General features: G+C 44.3%; 14 protein-coding genes and 1 pseudogene. 5 read left to right on the top strand and 10 right to left on the bottom strand.

The window, feature by feature from the left end; all coding sequences use genetic code 11:
- On the bottom strand, positions 1–899 hold an 899-nt coding region (locus tag ACJ751_RS19040; protein ID WP_407747105.1), incomplete at its 3' end, for a DUF2264 domain-containing protein.
- A 265-nt stretch (positions 900–1,164) separates the two neighbouring features.
- Between ACJ751_RS19040 and ACJ751_RS19035 the strand changes: the two genes are divergently transcribed.
- On the top strand, positions 1,165–1,575 hold the full coding sequence (locus ACJ751_RS19035) for a response regulator (RefSeq protein WP_407747104.1): 411 nt from the start codon (positions 1,165–1,167) through the stop codon (positions 1,573–1,575).
- A 4-nt stretch (positions 1,576–1,579) separates the two neighbouring features.
- On the opposite strand, the gene ACJ751_RS19030 is transcribed toward ACJ751_RS19035, so the two are convergent.
- Positions 1,580–4,186 carry a gliding motility-associated C-terminal domain-containing protein gene (locus ACJ751_RS19030; RefSeq protein WP_407747103.1) on the bottom strand — a complete coding sequence of 869 codons (2,607 nt, stop codon included), beginning with the start codon at positions 4,184–4,186 and terminating at the stop codon, positions 1,580–1,582.
- A 295-nt stretch (positions 4,187–4,481) separates the two neighbouring features.
- Between ACJ751_RS19030 and ACJ751_RS19025 the strand changes: the two genes are divergently transcribed.
- Positions 4,482–4,733 carry a hypothetical protein gene (locus ACJ751_RS19025; RefSeq protein WP_407747102.1) on the top strand — a complete coding sequence of 84 codons (252 nt, stop codon included), beginning with the start codon at positions 4,482–4,484 and terminating at the stop codon, positions 4,731–4,733.
- Between the two features lie 99 nt (positions 4,734–4,832).
- Here ACJ751_RS19025 and ACJ751_RS19020 read toward each other — a convergent pair whose 3' ends face one another.
- From ACJ751_RS19020 to ACJ751_RS19010, 3 genes are all read right to left on the bottom strand, one after another.
- Complete coding sequence (locus tag ACJ751_RS19020; protein WP_407747101.1) at positions 4,833–5,009, bottom strand: hypothetical protein; 177 nt, start codon at positions 5,007–5,009, stop codon at positions 4,833–4,835.
- A 247-nt stretch (positions 5,010–5,256) separates the two neighbouring features.
- Positions 5,257–5,730 (bottom strand): acyl-CoA thioesterase, encoded by a 474-nt coding sequence (locus ACJ751_RS19015; RefSeq protein ID WP_407747100.1) that lies wholly within the window; start codon positions 5,728–5,730, stop codon positions 5,257–5,259.
- Between the two features lie 10 nt (positions 5,731–5,740).
- Positions 5,741–6,340, bottom strand: coding sequence for a TetR/AcrR family transcriptional regulator (locus ACJ751_RS19010; protein ID WP_407747099.1), 600 nt, complete (start codon positions 6,338–6,340; stop codon positions 5,741–5,743).
- Positions 6,341–6,648: 308 nt separating this feature from the next.
- On the opposite strand from ACJ751_RS19010, the gene ACJ751_RS19005 reads away from it, so the two are divergent.
- The 3 genes from ACJ751_RS19005 (at position 6,649) to ACJ751_RS18995 (ending at position 10,199) form a co-directional block, all read left to right on the top strand.
- Positions 6,649–8,073 (top strand): MATE family efflux transporter, encoded by a 1,425-nt coding sequence (locus ACJ751_RS19005; RefSeq protein ID WP_407747098.1) that lies wholly within the window; start codon positions 6,649–6,651, stop codon positions 8,071–8,073.
- 108 nt (positions 8,074–8,181) lie between these two features.
- Positions 8,182–9,219 (top strand): AI-2E family transporter, encoded by a 1,038-nt coding sequence (locus ACJ751_RS19000; protein ID WP_407747097.1) that lies wholly within the window; start codon positions 8,182–8,184, stop codon positions 9,217–9,219.
- Between the two features lie 197 nt (positions 9,220–9,416).
- A complete protein-coding gene (locus tag ACJ751_RS18995) occupies positions 9,417–10,199 on the top strand; it encodes a murein L,D-transpeptidase catalytic domain family protein (protein WP_407747096.1) in 783 nt (260 codons plus the stop codon).
- Between the two features lie 54 nt (positions 10,200–10,253).
- On the opposite strand, the gene ACJ751_RS18990 is transcribed toward ACJ751_RS18995, so the two are convergent.
- The 5 genes and pseudogenes from ACJ751_RS18990 to ACJ751_RS18970 form a co-directional block, all read right to left on the bottom strand.
- Entirely contained in the window at positions 10,254–10,913 is a 660-nt protein-coding gene (locus tag ACJ751_RS18990; protein WP_407747095.1) for a hypothetical protein, read from the bottom strand.
- A gap of 13 nt (positions 10,914–10,926) precedes the next feature.
- Positions 10,927–12,414, bottom strand: coding sequence for an RNA polymerase factor sigma-54 (rpoN, locus tag ACJ751_RS18985; protein WP_407747094.1), 1,488 nt, complete (start codon positions 12,412–12,414; stop codon positions 10,927–10,929).
- A gap of 659 nt (positions 12,415–13,073) precedes the next feature.
- A complete protein-coding gene (locus ACJ751_RS18980) occupies positions 13,074–13,601 on the bottom strand; it encodes a hypothetical protein (protein WP_407747093.1) in 528 nt (175 codons plus the stop codon).
- Positions 13,602–13,690: 89 nt separating this feature from the next.
- The gene (locus ACJ751_RS18975) at positions 13,691–14,908 is read right to left on the bottom strand and encodes a DegT/DnrJ/EryC1/StrS family aminotransferase (RefSeq protein ID WP_407747092.1); all 1,218 of its coding nucleotides are present in this window, start codon (positions 14,906–14,908) and stop codon (positions 13,691–13,693) included.
- Positions 14,909–15,411: 503 nt separating this feature from the next.
- Positions 15,412–15,721 (bottom strand): annotated as a pseudogene (locus tag ACJ751_RS18970) (hypothetical protein); the annotation flags it as partial.

Raw genomic sequence — 15,721 nt, 5'->3', positions numbered from 1 at the left:
TTTGATAATAATTGGAACGCGCCAAAACGGTATGCGAGCGAGCGCCCGATGACCGGATAAGTTCCTTCAGGAGAAATGAGGCGTTCCTGGATGGCCGCATAGCGCCGGGCACGGGTCAATTCCAGTTCGTAGGTTTTATTTTCATTCTGACCGCTGTTGATGAGCGTTTGCAATACTTCCAGGAACATGGGCTGAATAACAAAGCTGTTGTAATAATCCCAGTGAAAACTTGCGCCGTCGCCATAAGCCCCATCGCCTTTATACCATTGCAAATGTTGTTGAACGGCATAATCTATGCGCATTTTATCGCAGCTGCCTTCAAACTGCAACAGGGCGGCTTCTACCATGGCGCTGAAAAAAAGCCAGTTGCTATGGCCTGGTGTTATTATCCGGGATGATCTCAGGGCTTCGAGCACATTTTTTTTTGTTTTATCATCGAGACGGCCCCATAACTGGTTGGGCGCGCGCAGCAGGGCCTGCGACAAAAATGCCGCATCCACCAGGGCCTGACCGCCTTTATAAAAATTCATGTAATCAGGCGCTGCAGGATCGGTTGCATTGCGAATGCCTGTCACCGACAGGTCGATGTATTTTTTGCGCAGCTTTCCTTCCGCGCTGCTGTCAGCTCCCAGTTCAAGCCAGGGCGCCATACCGGCCAGTAAACGCCCAAATGCTTCGAGGTAGGTAAAATTTTGCCGGTCGTTGGTTTTGGCTTCTACCGGCATTTTCTTTTTCAGTTCGTTTTTGCTCAGTGCCGTTAACATTGGATCTGCTATGCGAACCATAGCATTTACAAAGTATTCACGGTGCATGGCACCATTTGAACCTGGTTTTTGTGCATGCATCCATACAGGCAACAGCAATGAAACAATAAACAGGCGTTTCGTATTTTTTTTCATCTGATTGTAGAATCGTTGGTTTAACCGGCGGGAAAAGAAAATTGTTTGCCGTCGGTATCGCAGGGCTGAAGTTACTATTTCAAAAACAATTTTATGGGCCATGCAAATTCCTGCATTTGTTACCGGTACAAACAGAGGCTATTGCAAATTTTAGCAACCCGGGATACGTATTGCCTAAACTTTATACTTATTGTGAGATTAAAATATGCTGTCAAAGGGAAAATACCCCTGAAAATTGGTAATTTTATCAATTATTAACCACCTCATGAACAAGACTAAAACCCTTTTTATTATTGATGATGATGAAGATGATCAGTTGTTCATTAATGAGGCCATGAAGGACTTAAATATTCCCTTTGAGTGCTTTTATGCCAACAACGGAGAAATGGCATTAAAACATTTAAAAGACGAAACCGTTCCCTTCCCCGATTTTATTTTCCTTGATCTGAATATGCCAAAATTAAATGGCAAAGAGTGTTTGATAGAAATTAAAAAGCTTCCCCGGTATTCAACCGTTCCACTCATAATTTATACTACCAGCAGCAACCATAAAGACAAACAGGAAATTATGCAGCTGGGCGCCCATTTTTTCTTAACCAAGCCCACCCGCATCAGTGAACTGTGCGTTTGCCTGAACAATGTTTTCTCTATGGATTGGAAACAGGTTGCGGGGTAAAATTTCATCTTATTAAAACTATCGTTCCGCGTTGCATGTATTGTGCGCCGGTGTAATCAACGGCTTTTACCATCCACACATAGGTGCCTGTGGGCTGTATTTTTCCACCAATAGTTCCATCCCAGCCATGTTCGTTGGCAGAAGTTCTGAACACCAGTTGGCCCCAACGATTAAATATCTCGAAATAGTCTATGTGCGCTATCCCTACTGCAATCGGGCGCAACAGATCGTTCTTTCCATCGCTATTAGGAGTAAATGCATTGGGCACAAAAACCGTAGGCAGGGTTTGAAATACTTTCACTTTTATGTAAGCGGAATCAACACAACTGGCTTCGTTAAAAACCAGCACTTTATAGATAATTCCAGTGGAAGGCGTGGCATAGATTGCTGTGGGGTTGGCAATGGCAGAGTTCGATAAATTGGTGGCCGGGATCCATTTATAGGTTTTACCGCCGCCTGCCTGTAATTGCAACAATTGATCTACCACTACTGCCGTATCCCTGCCTGCAAATGGTTTTACCTCGGGTAATACTTTAACCACAACAGTATCATACCCGGGCTTGGGACAGCCTTTATTATCATAGGCAGAAAGCACATAGGCTGTTGTTGTTTTTGGGGAAGCCACCGGGTTCAGGATGTCGATATTGCTTAATGTGGGCGCCGGCAACCATAGGTACCGGATAGCTTCAGTACTGCCCAGCAATTGCGCTTTTGTTGCAAAACAAATAGTAGTGTCCGGACCGGCATCCGCCACCGGGTAAGGCACGGCTGTAACCAGTACCTGATCTTTGGCCTTGCAACTGCCAATGCTGGCAGTTACTTGATAATTTGTATTGGACCTTGTTACCACATGAGGATTGGCAGCGGTTTCATTCAACACCTGGTTAGCGGGCGTCCAGCTATATTTCAACCCGTCTGACTGCACATGCAAACGAACCGTATCGCCCTGGCAAATGGTGGTATCATTCATTGCCAGCAGGTTTACATGGTCCACTACGCGCACCCGTACCGAGTCGCGATTGATGCAGCCATTGTCATCGAGTTGAACCGTATAATTCGTGGTGGTCACCGGATCCACCGTTGGGATGGCTGTATTTTCATTCACCATGGCAGTAATGGGCCACCAGCTGAAAACACCATTGCCAATGGCCTGCAGCTGAAGCGCATCGGGAATGCAAATGAGGGTATCCCGAAAAGCCAGTGACAAAGGCGGTTTATCAACGATGGAAATATTTTTAACCGTTGTATCGCGACAGCCTTTTGTGCTGGTAGCAATCAGTTGTACGTTTTTAACACCCATCGACTGATAGGTATAAGTGGGCGAGGCTTGCAACGATACATCGCTCCCGGTTCTATCGCCAAAATTCCATTCCCAGGAATCTACATGGCCATATGCAGGAACCGATGCATCTAAAAACTGCGTTGGCTTTTTAAAGCAAATGCCATTCACGGCAAAATCGGGTGTAAAGCCGGGATATACATAGGCCTGCGAGCTGGTTGAATCAGAACATTGCTGATTGCGATTGATCACCAGTTTTACGGTATAAACGCCTGTATCGGGAAACGTGTAACTGGTAATGGCGTCGTTTGAGTTGAACACAGTAACCCCTTTGTTATCCATCAACTCCCAGGTGGTGGAGGTAATAAGCGGACTGTTACTCAAATTGGCGAGCGTTATAGTTTGTGAATTCCTGCAAAGCATGTAATCGGGCGGTATGCTAGCCGATGCAATGGTGCAGGCTGTGATGCGGATCTGCAGGTCTTTTCGTTGGACGGCAATAACAACGCCGTTTCGGATTTCTTCCACCTGCACCGTTACCACATAAACGCCTTCGCCCGGCGCTACGCCGGTTATCATCCCCGTATTGGCATTGATCTTTACATTTCTACCTAAAGGCGAGCCAGGCCCATAGGTTGAACCGTAGGGCACTGAGGAATAGGGTGGCGACGCCGGCGGAAAATTCACCCCACCGCCACCTGAACCGCCAATATAGGCATTGGTAAATGAATAACGCAGCTGGTCGTTGTCGTTATCTACTGCCGCAAAGCTGTAGGAGAATGAATTATTGGCGCAGACCACCACCATATCATCACCATTAAAACGGGCGCTGCTGTTTTCTGGTCCCGAAGCCACCACTCCGTTGCCCGGAATTTCACCTGTATACGTAGCCCCAATATTGCCATAGGCAGGTGTCAGATTGCTAATGCCCTGAACGCGATATACAACCTGTATAACCACAAGGTACCCTTCTGCAGAAGCGGGCAGGCTTACACTAAAATCATAAAAACCAATATCATAACAAACAGAAGGCGGGTTGGTGATACAGGGACCAGGGTTACTCAAAGTCAATCTATCCTGGTGAGCCATTGGAATGCTAATGTCCCTGATATGAGCACCGGTTCCTTTATTAAAAATGCCAAAGTAAGCTGGATCAGGCAGCCGCCGGTTACTGTAGCAATCCATAAATAATTTAGCGGTGACCTGATAGTTGTACATCCCATTGCTGATGCCCGTAAATGCATAATGCATTTCACCGCCAGTGATGTGATCGGCCCGGGCGGTAAATAATTGCATAAGCAGCAGCAAGCAGCCAATGATGGACTTCTTCATGCTTTTGGCAAAAAGTAATTAGGATGAAATAATGAAAGGGGACGATAATTTGTAAAGAGATTTCTACAGTTAGTAACAGCTCTATCAATTTACGATTTTTTAGGTAGAATAATTGCTACGATTTTACTGTAAAAACAGGCAGGCGGCTTTTCTGTGGAGAAAACATATAACTTAACCAGACTAGATAAATATCTATTTTACAACATCTTGCGAAATTCCAATCACTTTTTAACCCGATTTCAGGCCATAATGGACAGATTATTGTGCACCTTTGTACTGGGTTAAAAAGCTGAATATGGAAAAAGACTTTTCAACTACCATTTTATGTGCCGACGGGCAGGAACGGGAGTTTCATTTTCTTCGCATCAACTCAGTGGCCATTTACTTCCATATTTCTGTTGTTGACAGCAGCGGGCGACTGATTACGGCAACACTTGCCCGGGATTCAACCAATCACTGGAAATTACATGAGCAGGAATTACCCCGCTGGTTTATTACTGCCGAACCTGAATTAGGCAATGAGGTAGAACAGAAAGCTGGCAGGTAACTACACGTTCTCACCTTCGGTATCTTAAAACATAAAAAAAGGAACCGGTAAATACCAGTTCCCTTATACCCTTATGTTATGACTGAAAGAAGCGCTTGTTTAGCTCAATACCACTTTCTTCGTCTGCAATACATAGATCCACAATGCAGCTGATAAATAACTGGTCAGTACCAACAGTGCAGAGAAAGCATAATGTCCATGTTGAAATAATACAAAACTTACTAAACTGGCAATTACTATCAGAATGATGGTAGTGAGGGTAAAAAACGTTTTCATATAAAATGCTTTTAAGGTGAATATTTTTATTACTTGTTATTAGCGTGTTGCTTTGTATAATAGAAGGCGCTGAAGGCTGGAAGTTTATTAAAGAAATGCTAAGAAGAAAGTTGTAGTTGTAGGGATAAAGGGGAACCGGTGGGTATTAGTAATTCCTTAACAGATGTAGTTTAAACGATAGGTCCGGAAATCGAAAGCGCCATTGCTTTCAATATCCGGACCTATTTATAATGGGGCCTTACCTTGTTTATTGAACGGGATTCCTTAACGTTTTTATTCTTTCGTTTAAGCCTGCGGGTATATCCACATCCTCAACTTTCATGGTGGCTGCAAATTCCATAAAGAAGGCAGGGTGCTCTTTTCTGCGGCCTGTTTTTAGGTCTACGCTGGTAAAGTTTGTCCACATAATAGCCTTCAGCGTTTCCTGCTTTTCATCAAACATCAATAATTCCACCAGCAGGTGCGATTCGCCCAATTCAATAAGCCGGGATTCGATACAAACGATCTCATTATAAAAAACCGGGCGCAGGTATTGGATATTATGGCTGCGGGTTACCCAGGCCAATCCCTGCTTATGGTATTCAGACAGGGTTATGTTGTAATATTGTTTCAGGTGGTCTTCACGCGCATTCAACATATAATCGATGTACCGGGCATTGTTCAAATGTCCCAGTGGATCGCAATCACTAAATCGTACTGTATAAAATGTTTTCAATTGCATATGTACTGTTTTATGGATGGTTCATATATTCTGTTTCCATGCGGTGTTTAAGACTTTCCAGTAACCTGTTCAGCACCGTTACCTCGTCGAGCACCTTGGCCATCATAATACCGCCTTCAATTTGGGCAAAGATCAATTCGGCTTCTTTCTTTACATTCAGATCGCTTCTGAAGGATCCTTCCTGTATGCCTTTTTTTAAAATATGTTGCAGAGAGCCCAGCATTTCCTGCAGCGCCAGCCGCGCTTTCTTTTTTAAAAAAGGATAGGCATCATCGGCATCAACAGCGGTATTCAGTAATGGGCAACCGCCTTCAATTGATGGTGCAACGGTGTAGTTTTTATAATACAGAAAAATGGTTTGCAGCTTTTCAACGCCTGTCTTTTTAGACTTTATTTTCTGGCCAATATCTTCTTTTAACTGGTTATAGGAGTATTCAAATGCCAGGGCGGCAATTTCATCCTTGCTTTCAAAATTACCGTACAAGCCCCCTTTGGCCAGACCGGTAGCTTTCATAATATCGCTCATGGAAGTGCCTGCATAACCCTTCTTATTAAAAAGGGGAGCGGCTTTGGCAATAATGAACTCTTTTGTTTTTTCTGCTTTTGTCACCCCACAAAATTAAACCGATCGGTCTAATTTAAAAATTAAAAAATGCTTACTGATTCAGTCCCGGAAAAATCCGGTTTCATCGGATAATATTTGCATCATGGCGTCTTGAAGGCAAAAAAAGTTTTGGCTTTTACCTGCATTGTCTACCTTTGCTCTTCTTCAATTTTATGCTTATGAAGTTTTAAGACTCAGTTCGCTGCAGCATCAGGCATGTTCCACGAACATTTAAAGATCCTCTACACCTTTTTGATAGCGCTTGCAGCGCTTCCGTTTCCTTTATTGTATTACCTGTTAAAACAGCATTTTGTATGTCGGACCAAACACCCAACATAGGTACTATGCGTATCAAATCTTTTTTCTCTTTATTTAAACTGGCGTTATCGAGCCAGGAGCAGGATTATACACAGGGCAGTATTCGCCGTGCCGTTTTTTTACTGGCTGTACCCATGATCCTTGAAATGTGCATGGAGTCGGTTTTTGCGGTGGTAGATATTTACTTCGTAGGTCATCTTGGCAAAAACGAAGCGGTGTCAACAGTGGTGCTTACCGAGTCGGTGCTTACCATTGTTTATTCACTGGCTATTGGTTTAAGCATGGCTGCTACCGCCCTGGTAGCGCGCCGCATCGGTGAAAAGAATCCTGAAGCGGCCTCAAAAGCCGGGATGCAATCACTGATAATTGCATTCCTGTTTACAGCCGTTATTAGCTCCATCGGTTTATTTTTTGCGCCCAACGTGCTGAAATTGATGGGTGCTTCTGCCGAAACCGTTCGCATTGGCACCAATTACACCCGCATTGTTTATGGTGGTAGCATAGTCATAATGTTACTGTTTCTGATAAATGGTATTTTCAGGGGCGCCGGTGATGCGTCGATGGCTATGCGCTCTTTATGGATCGCCAATATCTGTAATATCATTCTATGCCCGGTTCTGATATATGGGTTGGGACCCATTCCTGGTTTTGGCATTACAGGCGCCGCTATGGCCACTACTATCGGCCGCGGTATTGGGGTTCTTTTCCAACTCTATCATTTATTCAGCGGTAAACGGGTGATCAAAGTAAGAAGGCAGGATTTTGTTCCCGACTGGCCGATCATTAAATCTATTTCGAATATTGCCTGGACGGGTACTGCGCAATTTCTCATCGCCTCTGCCAGCTGGATGGTGCTGGCCCGTATAATGGCTGAGTTTGGTGATACTGCTGTTGCCGGTTATGGCGTAGCCATCCGGTTGATCATGTTCTTCTTATTGCCCGCCTGGGGAATGAGCAATGCTGCAGCCACGCTGGTTGGTCAAAACCTGGGTGCGCAGCAACCGGAGCGGGCCGAACAATCGGTATGGCGTACCGCTAAATACAATACCATCTTTATGATCTTTGTAACGTTGGTGTTTATGCTGTTTGCCCAACCAATAGTGGCATTCATGAACAAGGATGTTACCGTTGAAAGCTATGCGGTAATGGCCTTACGCATCATGAGCCTGGGTTATATATTTTTCGGTGTAGGGATGGTTGTTACCAATGCCTTTAATGGCGCCGGTGATACCCGCACCCCCACATTAATCAACATCTTTGGTTTCTGGATGTTCCAGGTGCCGCTGGCATTTTTGCTGGCCATGGTGTTTAAGCTGGGACCCAAAGGCGTATTTATCGCTATTGTGCTGGCTGAAACGGGCATTACCATTGCCGGTATCATCCTCTTTAGAAAAGGCAAATGGAAGAAAGTTAAAATATAACAGCCTCTTTATTAAATAGCCCCGTTCTGGTTCATACAGGGCGGGGCTTTTCATTTTTGGCGGAATAGCTTTTGCAATTACTGGTTAATTCGTTAAGTTACAACCAGCATGAAGCAGCAAATACCCAACAATGCCATCCGGCAGGTTCTTATTTTAGCCACCATTATTATTCTCGGCTTAGTATTATTTAACCAGTTAAAAAGCCTGATACCGGCTTTTCTGGGAGCCTATACATTATACGTATTACTGCGTAATGGGATGTTTGTTTTACAGGGGCGCTATAAATGGAAAAAAAGTCTGGCGGCTTCCGTACTCATGCTGTTATCATTCCTGGTTATTCTGCTGCCCATTTTCCTGGTGGTGAATATGCTCTCTTCAAAAGTTGCTTTTGCCATGCAACACTCGCAGGAAGTGCTGGCGAGCCTGAAGGGATATATTGGAAAACTGGAAGGTCAATATAAAATAAACATTCTCACTGACGCCAACCTGAACAAAATAACTTCCTGGACGGGAGAAACCGTTCCCAAGATCCTTGGCGGGGCATTCGATACACTTACCGCTATTGTGATCATGTACTTTATATTATACTTCATGCTGGTAGAAGGCCGTAAAATGGAATCGAACTTTTACGACTGGGTACCGCTTAAAGATGAGAACACCCTGTTGTTGCGGCGGGAACTTAACACCATGGTATATTCGAATGCTATTGGTATACCCCTTATTGCCATATTACAGGGAATAGTTGGGTTGATCGGTTACCTGATCCTGGGTGTGAATGAACCCTGGTTCTGGTTTGTGATCACCTGCATTACCAGTATGCTGCCTATTCTGGGCGCAGCCATTGCCTATGTACCTGTTGGACTGTTATTTTTTGCTAACGGCCATACCACCAAAGGCATCTTTATGCTTATATATGGGTTTGGCGTTATAGGCACAGTTGATAACCTGTTCCGTTTTGTGATCCTGAAACGCATTGGCGATGTGCATCCCCTGATTACCGGTTTCGGGGTTATTATCGGGGTAGGGCTTTTCGGGTTTATCGGCCTCATATTCGGACCAATCCTAATATCACTTTTCCTTGTGCTCATAAAAATCTACGCAAACGAGTTCAACATAGAAAAAAGGGATCACGCCGGTCCTCAATGATCTGTGATCCAGATACTTACTTAGTACTAAGCGATTACCCCTAGTAGGAAATACTCCTATCTGCATACTATTTGGGAAATTTCGGAAAACACGGCATTTTTGGCTAAAACGACGAAAATAATTTTCGAAAACCTTCGTTAAATGGCGTAATTCGTGTGAAACAATAGTTGTTAATCCTTTTAGAAGTTTAAATTCCTATGAAGCGGACATATAAGAAAATGTCAATGGGTGTGTTGTTGTGCTTTTTGGCAGTATCGCCGGCAGTGAAATCGGGCGCCGTAGAAGAAACGAAGGAACCAGTTACGGTAAATTCAACCAATCCCGTTCCTGTTTATGCATCTCTTAAGGCGGTTGTTAAAAAATCGAAAGCTCAAAAACTGGCTGAAGAAGCCCTGGATCTGTATAATGTAATGGACCTGAAAAGCTACGGCCTTTCAATGCCAGCCTTTGAATATGCATTGAAGGGGTATAAATACCTGGTGGAAAAAGGAAAGATCGTGAAGAATGAAGTGCTTTCCATCTGCGACTTCAGTCAGTCGTCGCGCCAGAAAAGATTCTATGTAATCGATATGGCAGAAAAGAAAGTGCTGATCAATACCTTTGTAGCGCATGGCCGCAATTCAGGTGGCGAATTTGCAAAGTCATTCTCCAATAATCCCGACTCGCACAAAAGCAGTCTTGGCTTTTATGTAACCAGCAATACTTATTATGGTAGCCATGGCCTGTCTTTAAAAATTGAAGGGCTGGAAAAAAATATCAACGACAAAGCCGACAAACGGAACATCGTCATTCACGGCTCCTACTACGTTGGTGAAGATTATTTAAGCCGCGCCGCCATGAATGGCCGTAGTTATGGCTGCCCTGCGCTTCCTGCAGATGAAACCGAAGAAGTGATTGAAAAAATCAAGGATGGCACCTGCTTATTTATTTATCATCCTACCAAAAGTTATATCACCAAGTCTAAAGTATTGAATGGATAGTTATTTTAACAATAAAAGAGAAAGGCTCCCCATAAATCAGGGAGCCTTTCTCTTTTATTGTAACCATACGGCGAGTAACTGGCATAAGGCGCCGGCTACAAAGCCCATGTAAATTTCTTTCTGTGAATGATCTGAAACTATCAGGCGGGAGGTGCAAACTATTCCGGCAATAAATAACGCAAGAGAGAAATAAACGCCGGTAACATCCTGTTGATTAAATGCCTGCAATAAGAAGAAAGTCGCCAGTCCACCCACGCCAATGGCATGCATACTCACTTTCGCAATAATATTCAAAAACCAGGCGGCACAAACTCCTAAAAAGGACCCCAATAGAAAATCAAGAAACGCCTGCGGGTTATCTTTCTGGTTATGGAAAACGTACCAGGCCCAGAAGTAAAAGATCATGGCCGCGGCATAGGGAATTATTCTTTCTTTCTGCGTGCGCAATTGCATGGATTGTATCAGCTTCAACCGCCACATTAAAAACACGGCAAACCCCGGAATGAGGGCTGTATTAAAAAAAACGGAAATAAGCCGGAACAATTTGTATTTATAGTTGACCCCGGCAAACGAATAGGGATCAACAAACAACAAATAAGCGGTTACATACGCGGGTATAAACAACGGATGAAAAATATAGGAAAACAAATGCGCCAATACCCTGATGGGCGCTGGTTGTTGTGGAGGTACAGCAGTAACCGGTGTTGTTGACATAAAAAGTTTGCTATTACAGTTCTTTCCGTAACCGGGCCACCGGAATGTTCAATTGTTCGCGGTACTTGGCAACGGTTCGGCGTGCAATATTATAACCTTTTTCCTGCAATAGCTCAGTGAGTTTTTCGTCGCTCAACGGTTTCTTTTTGCTTTCTCCTTCTATGAGATCGCTGAGGATCTTTTTTACCTCCCGGGTAGATACTTCTTCCCCGCTATCGGTACTGAGCGATTCACTAAAGAAGAATTTCAACCGGTAAGTACCAAACTCTGTTTGTACAAATTTGCTGTTGGCTACCCGGCTCACCGTGGAGATATCGAGGCCCGTGCGTTCGGCAATATCTTTCAGGATCATAGGCTTCATGGTAGTTTCATCACCGGTGAAGAAAAACTCCCGTTGATAGGTCATGATGGTTTCCATTACACTGCTCAGCGTATGCTGGCGCTGTTTAATGGCATCTATGAACCACTTGGCCGCATCTATCTTTTGTTTTATGAACAGCACGGCTTCTTTTTGCCGCTTATCTTTTTTGCTGCCTTTATCGTATTCCCGCAGCATATCGCGATAGCCTTCGCTGATACGCAAGTCGGGTGCGTTCTTGGAGTTTAAGGTAAGTTCCAGCTTGCCGCCGTTATTATATACAAAGAAGTCGGGCACTACATAGCTTTCGGCCTTGTTGATGTCGTAATGATTACCGCCGGGCTTGGGGGTAAGCCTGATGATCTGGTTTATCACATCTTTCAACCCAACATCATCGAGGTTCAATCCACGCTGAATTTTATCGTAGTGCTTTTTGGTAAACTCATCGAAATAATCGGTGAGCACGTCGATGGCTCTATCTACGTTCTTGCCCAGCCGTTGTTGCCGATATAATTGCAATAACAAACATTCCTGCAGATCGCGTGCGGCTACACCGGCTGGATCAAATTGTTGAACCATTTTGATCACCTTCTCTACTTCCTGTTCGTTGGTTTCAATATTCTGGCGGAATGCCAGATCATCAACAATGGCAACCGTTTCACGGCGCAGGTAACCATCATCGTCAATACTGCCTACTATTTGTTCCGCGATCCTGCGTTCATTGTCAGTCATCTTCATCATGCCCAACTGACCCAGCAGGTGTTCATGAAAAGACGTTTCTATTTTATATGGAACAACTTTCTTTTCATCCATTTCGGGATAGTTATCATCCCGCAATTTGTAATCAGCTATTTCTCCATCTTCGTCGCCTACGTATTCGCTAATGTCGATATTACCATATTCATCCTCACTGCCATCTACATCAAAATCCTCTTCATCGCTGCTGTCGAATTCATCTTTCGTCTCGGTATCATATTCGTCGTGAGATTCTTCAGACACTTCCAAAGCGGGATTTTCTTCCAGCTCTTCCTTGATCCGTTCTTCCAGATTAGCCGTAGGCACCTGCAGCAGTTTCATCAGCTGAATCTGCTGTGGAGAAAGTTTTTGTAATAGCTTTTGCTGTAAACTTTGACTCAATGCCATGTGCGTCAATATTTTATTTCGATTAGTCGCTTGAAAATTTAACAAAAATTCGCGGCAACCACAAAAATCAGGCCGTAAATTTACAGACAAATGTAATCAACGTTGTGAAACGATTTTATAAAATTATTGCGTTTGCGGCTTTTTGTTTTCAGGCAGGGACAATTTCGGCTCAAAATCAGGTAAATATAACATTGGACAGGGTGTTATTTTCTCCCGCCAGGGTGGCGCCTATTTCTATGTATAATTTGCCGAAAAAGTTACTAACAATTGATTTTCATGGGCTAAGCCGCCCCAAAATGGCCGTTCCGCCTGTATTTCAGGCCCCAACGGTGGTTAATACTATAAGTAACAACTGTTACACCCAACAGTTTGGCTTTTTTTGCAAAAAGGAGTTATTGTTTGAGAAAGCCACTAAAGTTCCGCTTAGGTTTCGATTGGGGTCTTTAGATTATGTGAATAGGCTGGAGGGGAAGTGAGGCAAATCGTGAAACGGCAAACGTGAAACGTGAAAGGGCTCGCGACAAGGCTAATGACCGCAAAAACTCAGATCTCACCTGGAAACTATCAGTTATTACTGTCCACCCTAGTCAAATTTTTCTTCACTAAAATCCTTCGTCAACCTGTTAACTTGTTAACTCGTCAACTGATCAACTGGTCAACTACCTCCTCACTATCTTATTAATCACCGTAGCATCATTCTGAAACTTCTGCAATGTAGTAAGTGCCTGCGTAGGCGTATTTCCTTTGAAGTATTTCTGTAGCCATAACTTAGAACTGTCTGGCTCGCGCATGGCCCGGTACTGGTCTTTTTCGGCATAGCTTGTGGCAAATACAGCGCCTGCTTCATACATTCTGCGCAAGGTTAAACATAAGGTATCGCCTGTGGTGCTGTTAATGACCAGGCTATCGACCATTTGTTTTTTATTGCCCGCTATTTCAGCCCTGGTCATAGCCATTTGGGTTTTCATGATCCAGGAAGTGGCGTCCAGGAAAATAATGGAGAGGTCGTTATTCAAATAGTGGGTCTTTCTGAGGCTGTCTACGTGATCCTGCGCTTTTCGGACAGAATCGCTCACATTGTTGACCCCATCGGAAGTGGAATCCTGACTTTTACAACTGGCCAATACTATTAATACAACCAGGCAAAGGGAGATGCTTGTTTTTATAGTGATAACGGTTCTTTTCATTTTCTGATTACGCCGGTTTTGTAAAGTTTAGAAGGTGATCACCGTGAGGCAATCACCTTCTAAACGCAAGCCTAATTTTAAAATTATTATCAGGCCGATATCTTTTGTGCAGCCAGTACTTTTTTAACTGCACTTACAATTTTTTCTCCTTTTTCTTTCCATTGCTGTTCTGTAGGCATCAGCGCGATCTGGGTGGTGATACCACGGCTCATTACCGCATCACTGGCCGGGAAATCTTTATTGGCCTGGGCCAGAATGGCTGCTTTATACTCGGGATGCAGCGCATTGAGGGTAACGCCTTTTTTCAGGTGCTCCCATTTGCGGATGTAATGCCAGTTGTGATCGAACCAGTAGAAATTACCACCCCAGATATTCTGGGCTTTCATTTCTTCTACAACTGCTTGTGTTAACTCGGTTGTTGGCAGGAACCAGCTTAAGAAAGTGCAGCTGTCACCGGCTTCATCGGGCAGGCGGCGGAAACTGATCTCGGGCACCTGGGCCAGCACCGCTTTCAATTGTGCATGACCGGCGCGTTGTTTGGTCACAAACTCATCTAACCGGTTGAATTGCGCCAACCCAACTGCGGCATGTAATTCAGAAATGCGGAAATTATAACCCAAAAAAGGATGCAGATCGGCGCCACGGTCAACTCCTTTGTGGTCGTGACCATGATCGCTGAACCCATCGCTGCCGATGTAAATATCTTCGCGGTTGGTTACAATAGCGCCGCCTTCGCCGCAGGTTACGGTTTTTACAAAATCGAAAGAGAAGGTACCGGCATCGCCCATCGTTCCCAGGTATTTTCCCTTATAAGTAGCGCCAAAGCTTTGGCAGGCATCTTCGAGCAACAACAGATTATGTTCTTTACAGATCTGTTTCAGGGCATCCATATCGGCCGAGGCGCCGCACATATGCACAGGCATCACGCATTTTGTTTTGGGCGTAATGGCCTTGCGAACGGCATCGGGATTCATGGTAAGGGTATCGTCTACATCCACCAGCACGGGAACAGCGCCTACACTGATAATGCACTCAAAACTGGCCACGAATGTAAAGGTGGGCATAATCACTTCATCGCCATACCCAATTCCCAACGCGCTCATTACTGTTGTAAGGGCGGTGGTACCGCTGGATACGAGGTGAGTATACTGACAACCAAATTTTTTGCTGATCGCAGCTTCCAGTTCCTTTGCTTTCCAGATCCCTTTACGGGCACCATCAAAACCAAATCGCATCAGGATACCGGTTTCCATTACATCGTTTACATGTTTGCGTTCATCGGCGCCAAAAAGTTCAAAGCCAGGCATATCGAATTTTGTTTAATGTTATTATTTATTGTGGTGAGGGCAAAGGTAGAGATTTAGGGGGAATGTGGATTGTCCCACTTTGTAGATTGTGGATCATCCAGTTGCAAGTTAACAAGTGGTAGTAAGGTGGTTATTAGTTGATATAGGTGGGTTGGTTGAAAAAGTTGATAGAGTTGACATGGTTGATAGAGGTGAAGGTAGGGGGAATTGGTGGTATAGGTTGCCAGGCGGTAGGTGGTGGTTTTTCGGGGATCTGGCATCTAAACTACGCCCGACGCCTTACTCAGATCTTTCGACCCTTCCACTCCGCTCAGGGGCCTCAGGATCAGGCAATAAAAAAGGCCCCTTTTTTTAAAAAGGAGCCTCAAAATATTTCAAACCCTGGAAACTGAAACCTGTAACTGGCAACCAGGCACTTATAATCATCAAAAGCAACTCAATAACTCCTTCAACTTGTTAACTTGTCAACCTTATCAACTCCGTCAACTTTGTCAACCAACCACCTACTTCGCCGCTGTATTCGATTCTCTACTCAAGGTCCAGCCCAGCCTATCCACCTTCACCGCTTCGAGCTTTATGGGCCAGTTGGGGTAAGGTTTGCTTTCATTATTCTCATCATCCAGACAGGTTACATAGAACCGCACAAACTTTTTATCGTTGCGCAAGGGGGCGTAAAAGATGCAGCTATCGGACGAATCGAAACGACAGCCTATCAATTGGGAATTATAGAAATTGTTGTTATTGTATTCCTCGTTATAGCAGGCGTACAGGCGATAACATTTTATCGTCTTTTTTTCTGAAGCCGTTCTTACC

It is taken from the genome of Niastella sp., assembly GCF_045805085.1.
Taxonomy (GTDB): Bacteria; Bacteroidota; Bacteroidia; order Chitinophagales; family Chitinophagaceae; genus Niastella.
Note: the sequence above shows the minus strand (reverse complement) of the source record. Positions and strands in the feature narration are given on the sequence as shown.

What these genes read in the sequence shown, in the direction of transcription:
- ACJ751_RS19000 (WP_407747097.1), top strand. Translation starts at nt 8,182, where the DNA reads ATGAAGCAGCAAATACCCAACAATGCCATCCGGCAGGTTCTTATTTTA.
- rpoN (WP_407747094.1), bottom strand. Translation starts at nt 12,414, where the DNA reads ATGGCATTGAGTCAAAGTTTACAGCAAAAGCTATTACAAAAACTTTCT.
- ACJ751_RS19035 (WP_407747104.1), top strand. Translation starts at nt 1,165, where the DNA reads ATGAACAAGACTAAAACCCTTTTTATTATTGATGATGATGAAGATGAT.
- ACJ751_RS18980 (WP_407747093.1), bottom strand. Translation starts at nt 13,601, where the DNA reads ATGAAAAGAACCGTTATCACTATAAAAACAAGCATCTCCCTTTGCCTG.
- ACJ751_RS19005 (WP_407747098.1), top strand. Translation starts at nt 6,649, where the DNA reads ATGTCGGACCAAACACCCAACATAGGTACTATGCGTATCAAATCTTTT.
- ACJ751_RS19020 (WP_407747101.1), bottom strand. Translation starts at nt 5,009, where the DNA reads ATGAAAACGTTTTTTACCCTCACTACCATCATTCTGATAGTAATTGCC.
- ACJ751_RS19025 (WP_407747102.1), top strand. Translation starts at nt 4,482, where the DNA reads ATGGAAAAAGACTTTTCAACTACCATTTTATGTGCCGACGGGCAGGAA.
- ACJ751_RS18990 (WP_407747095.1), bottom strand. Translation starts at nt 10,913, where the DNA reads ATGTCAACAACACCGGTTACTGCTGTACCTCCACAACAACCAGCGCCC.
- ACJ751_RS19015 (WP_407747100.1), bottom strand. Translation starts at nt 5,730, where the DNA reads ATGCAATTGAAAACATTTTATACAGTACGATTTAGTGATTGCGATCCA.
- ACJ751_RS19030 (WP_407747103.1), bottom strand. Translation starts at nt 4,186, where the DNA reads ATGAAGAAGTCCATCATTGGCTGCTTGCTGCTGCTTATGCAATTATTT.
- ACJ751_RS18995 (WP_407747096.1), top strand. Translation starts at nt 9,417, where the DNA reads ATGAAGCGGACATATAAGAAAATGTCAATGGGTGTGTTGTTGTGCTTT.
- ACJ751_RS18975 (WP_407747092.1), bottom strand. Translation starts at nt 14,908, where the DNA reads ATGCCTGGCTTTGAACTTTTTGGCGCCGATGAACGCAAACATGTAAAC.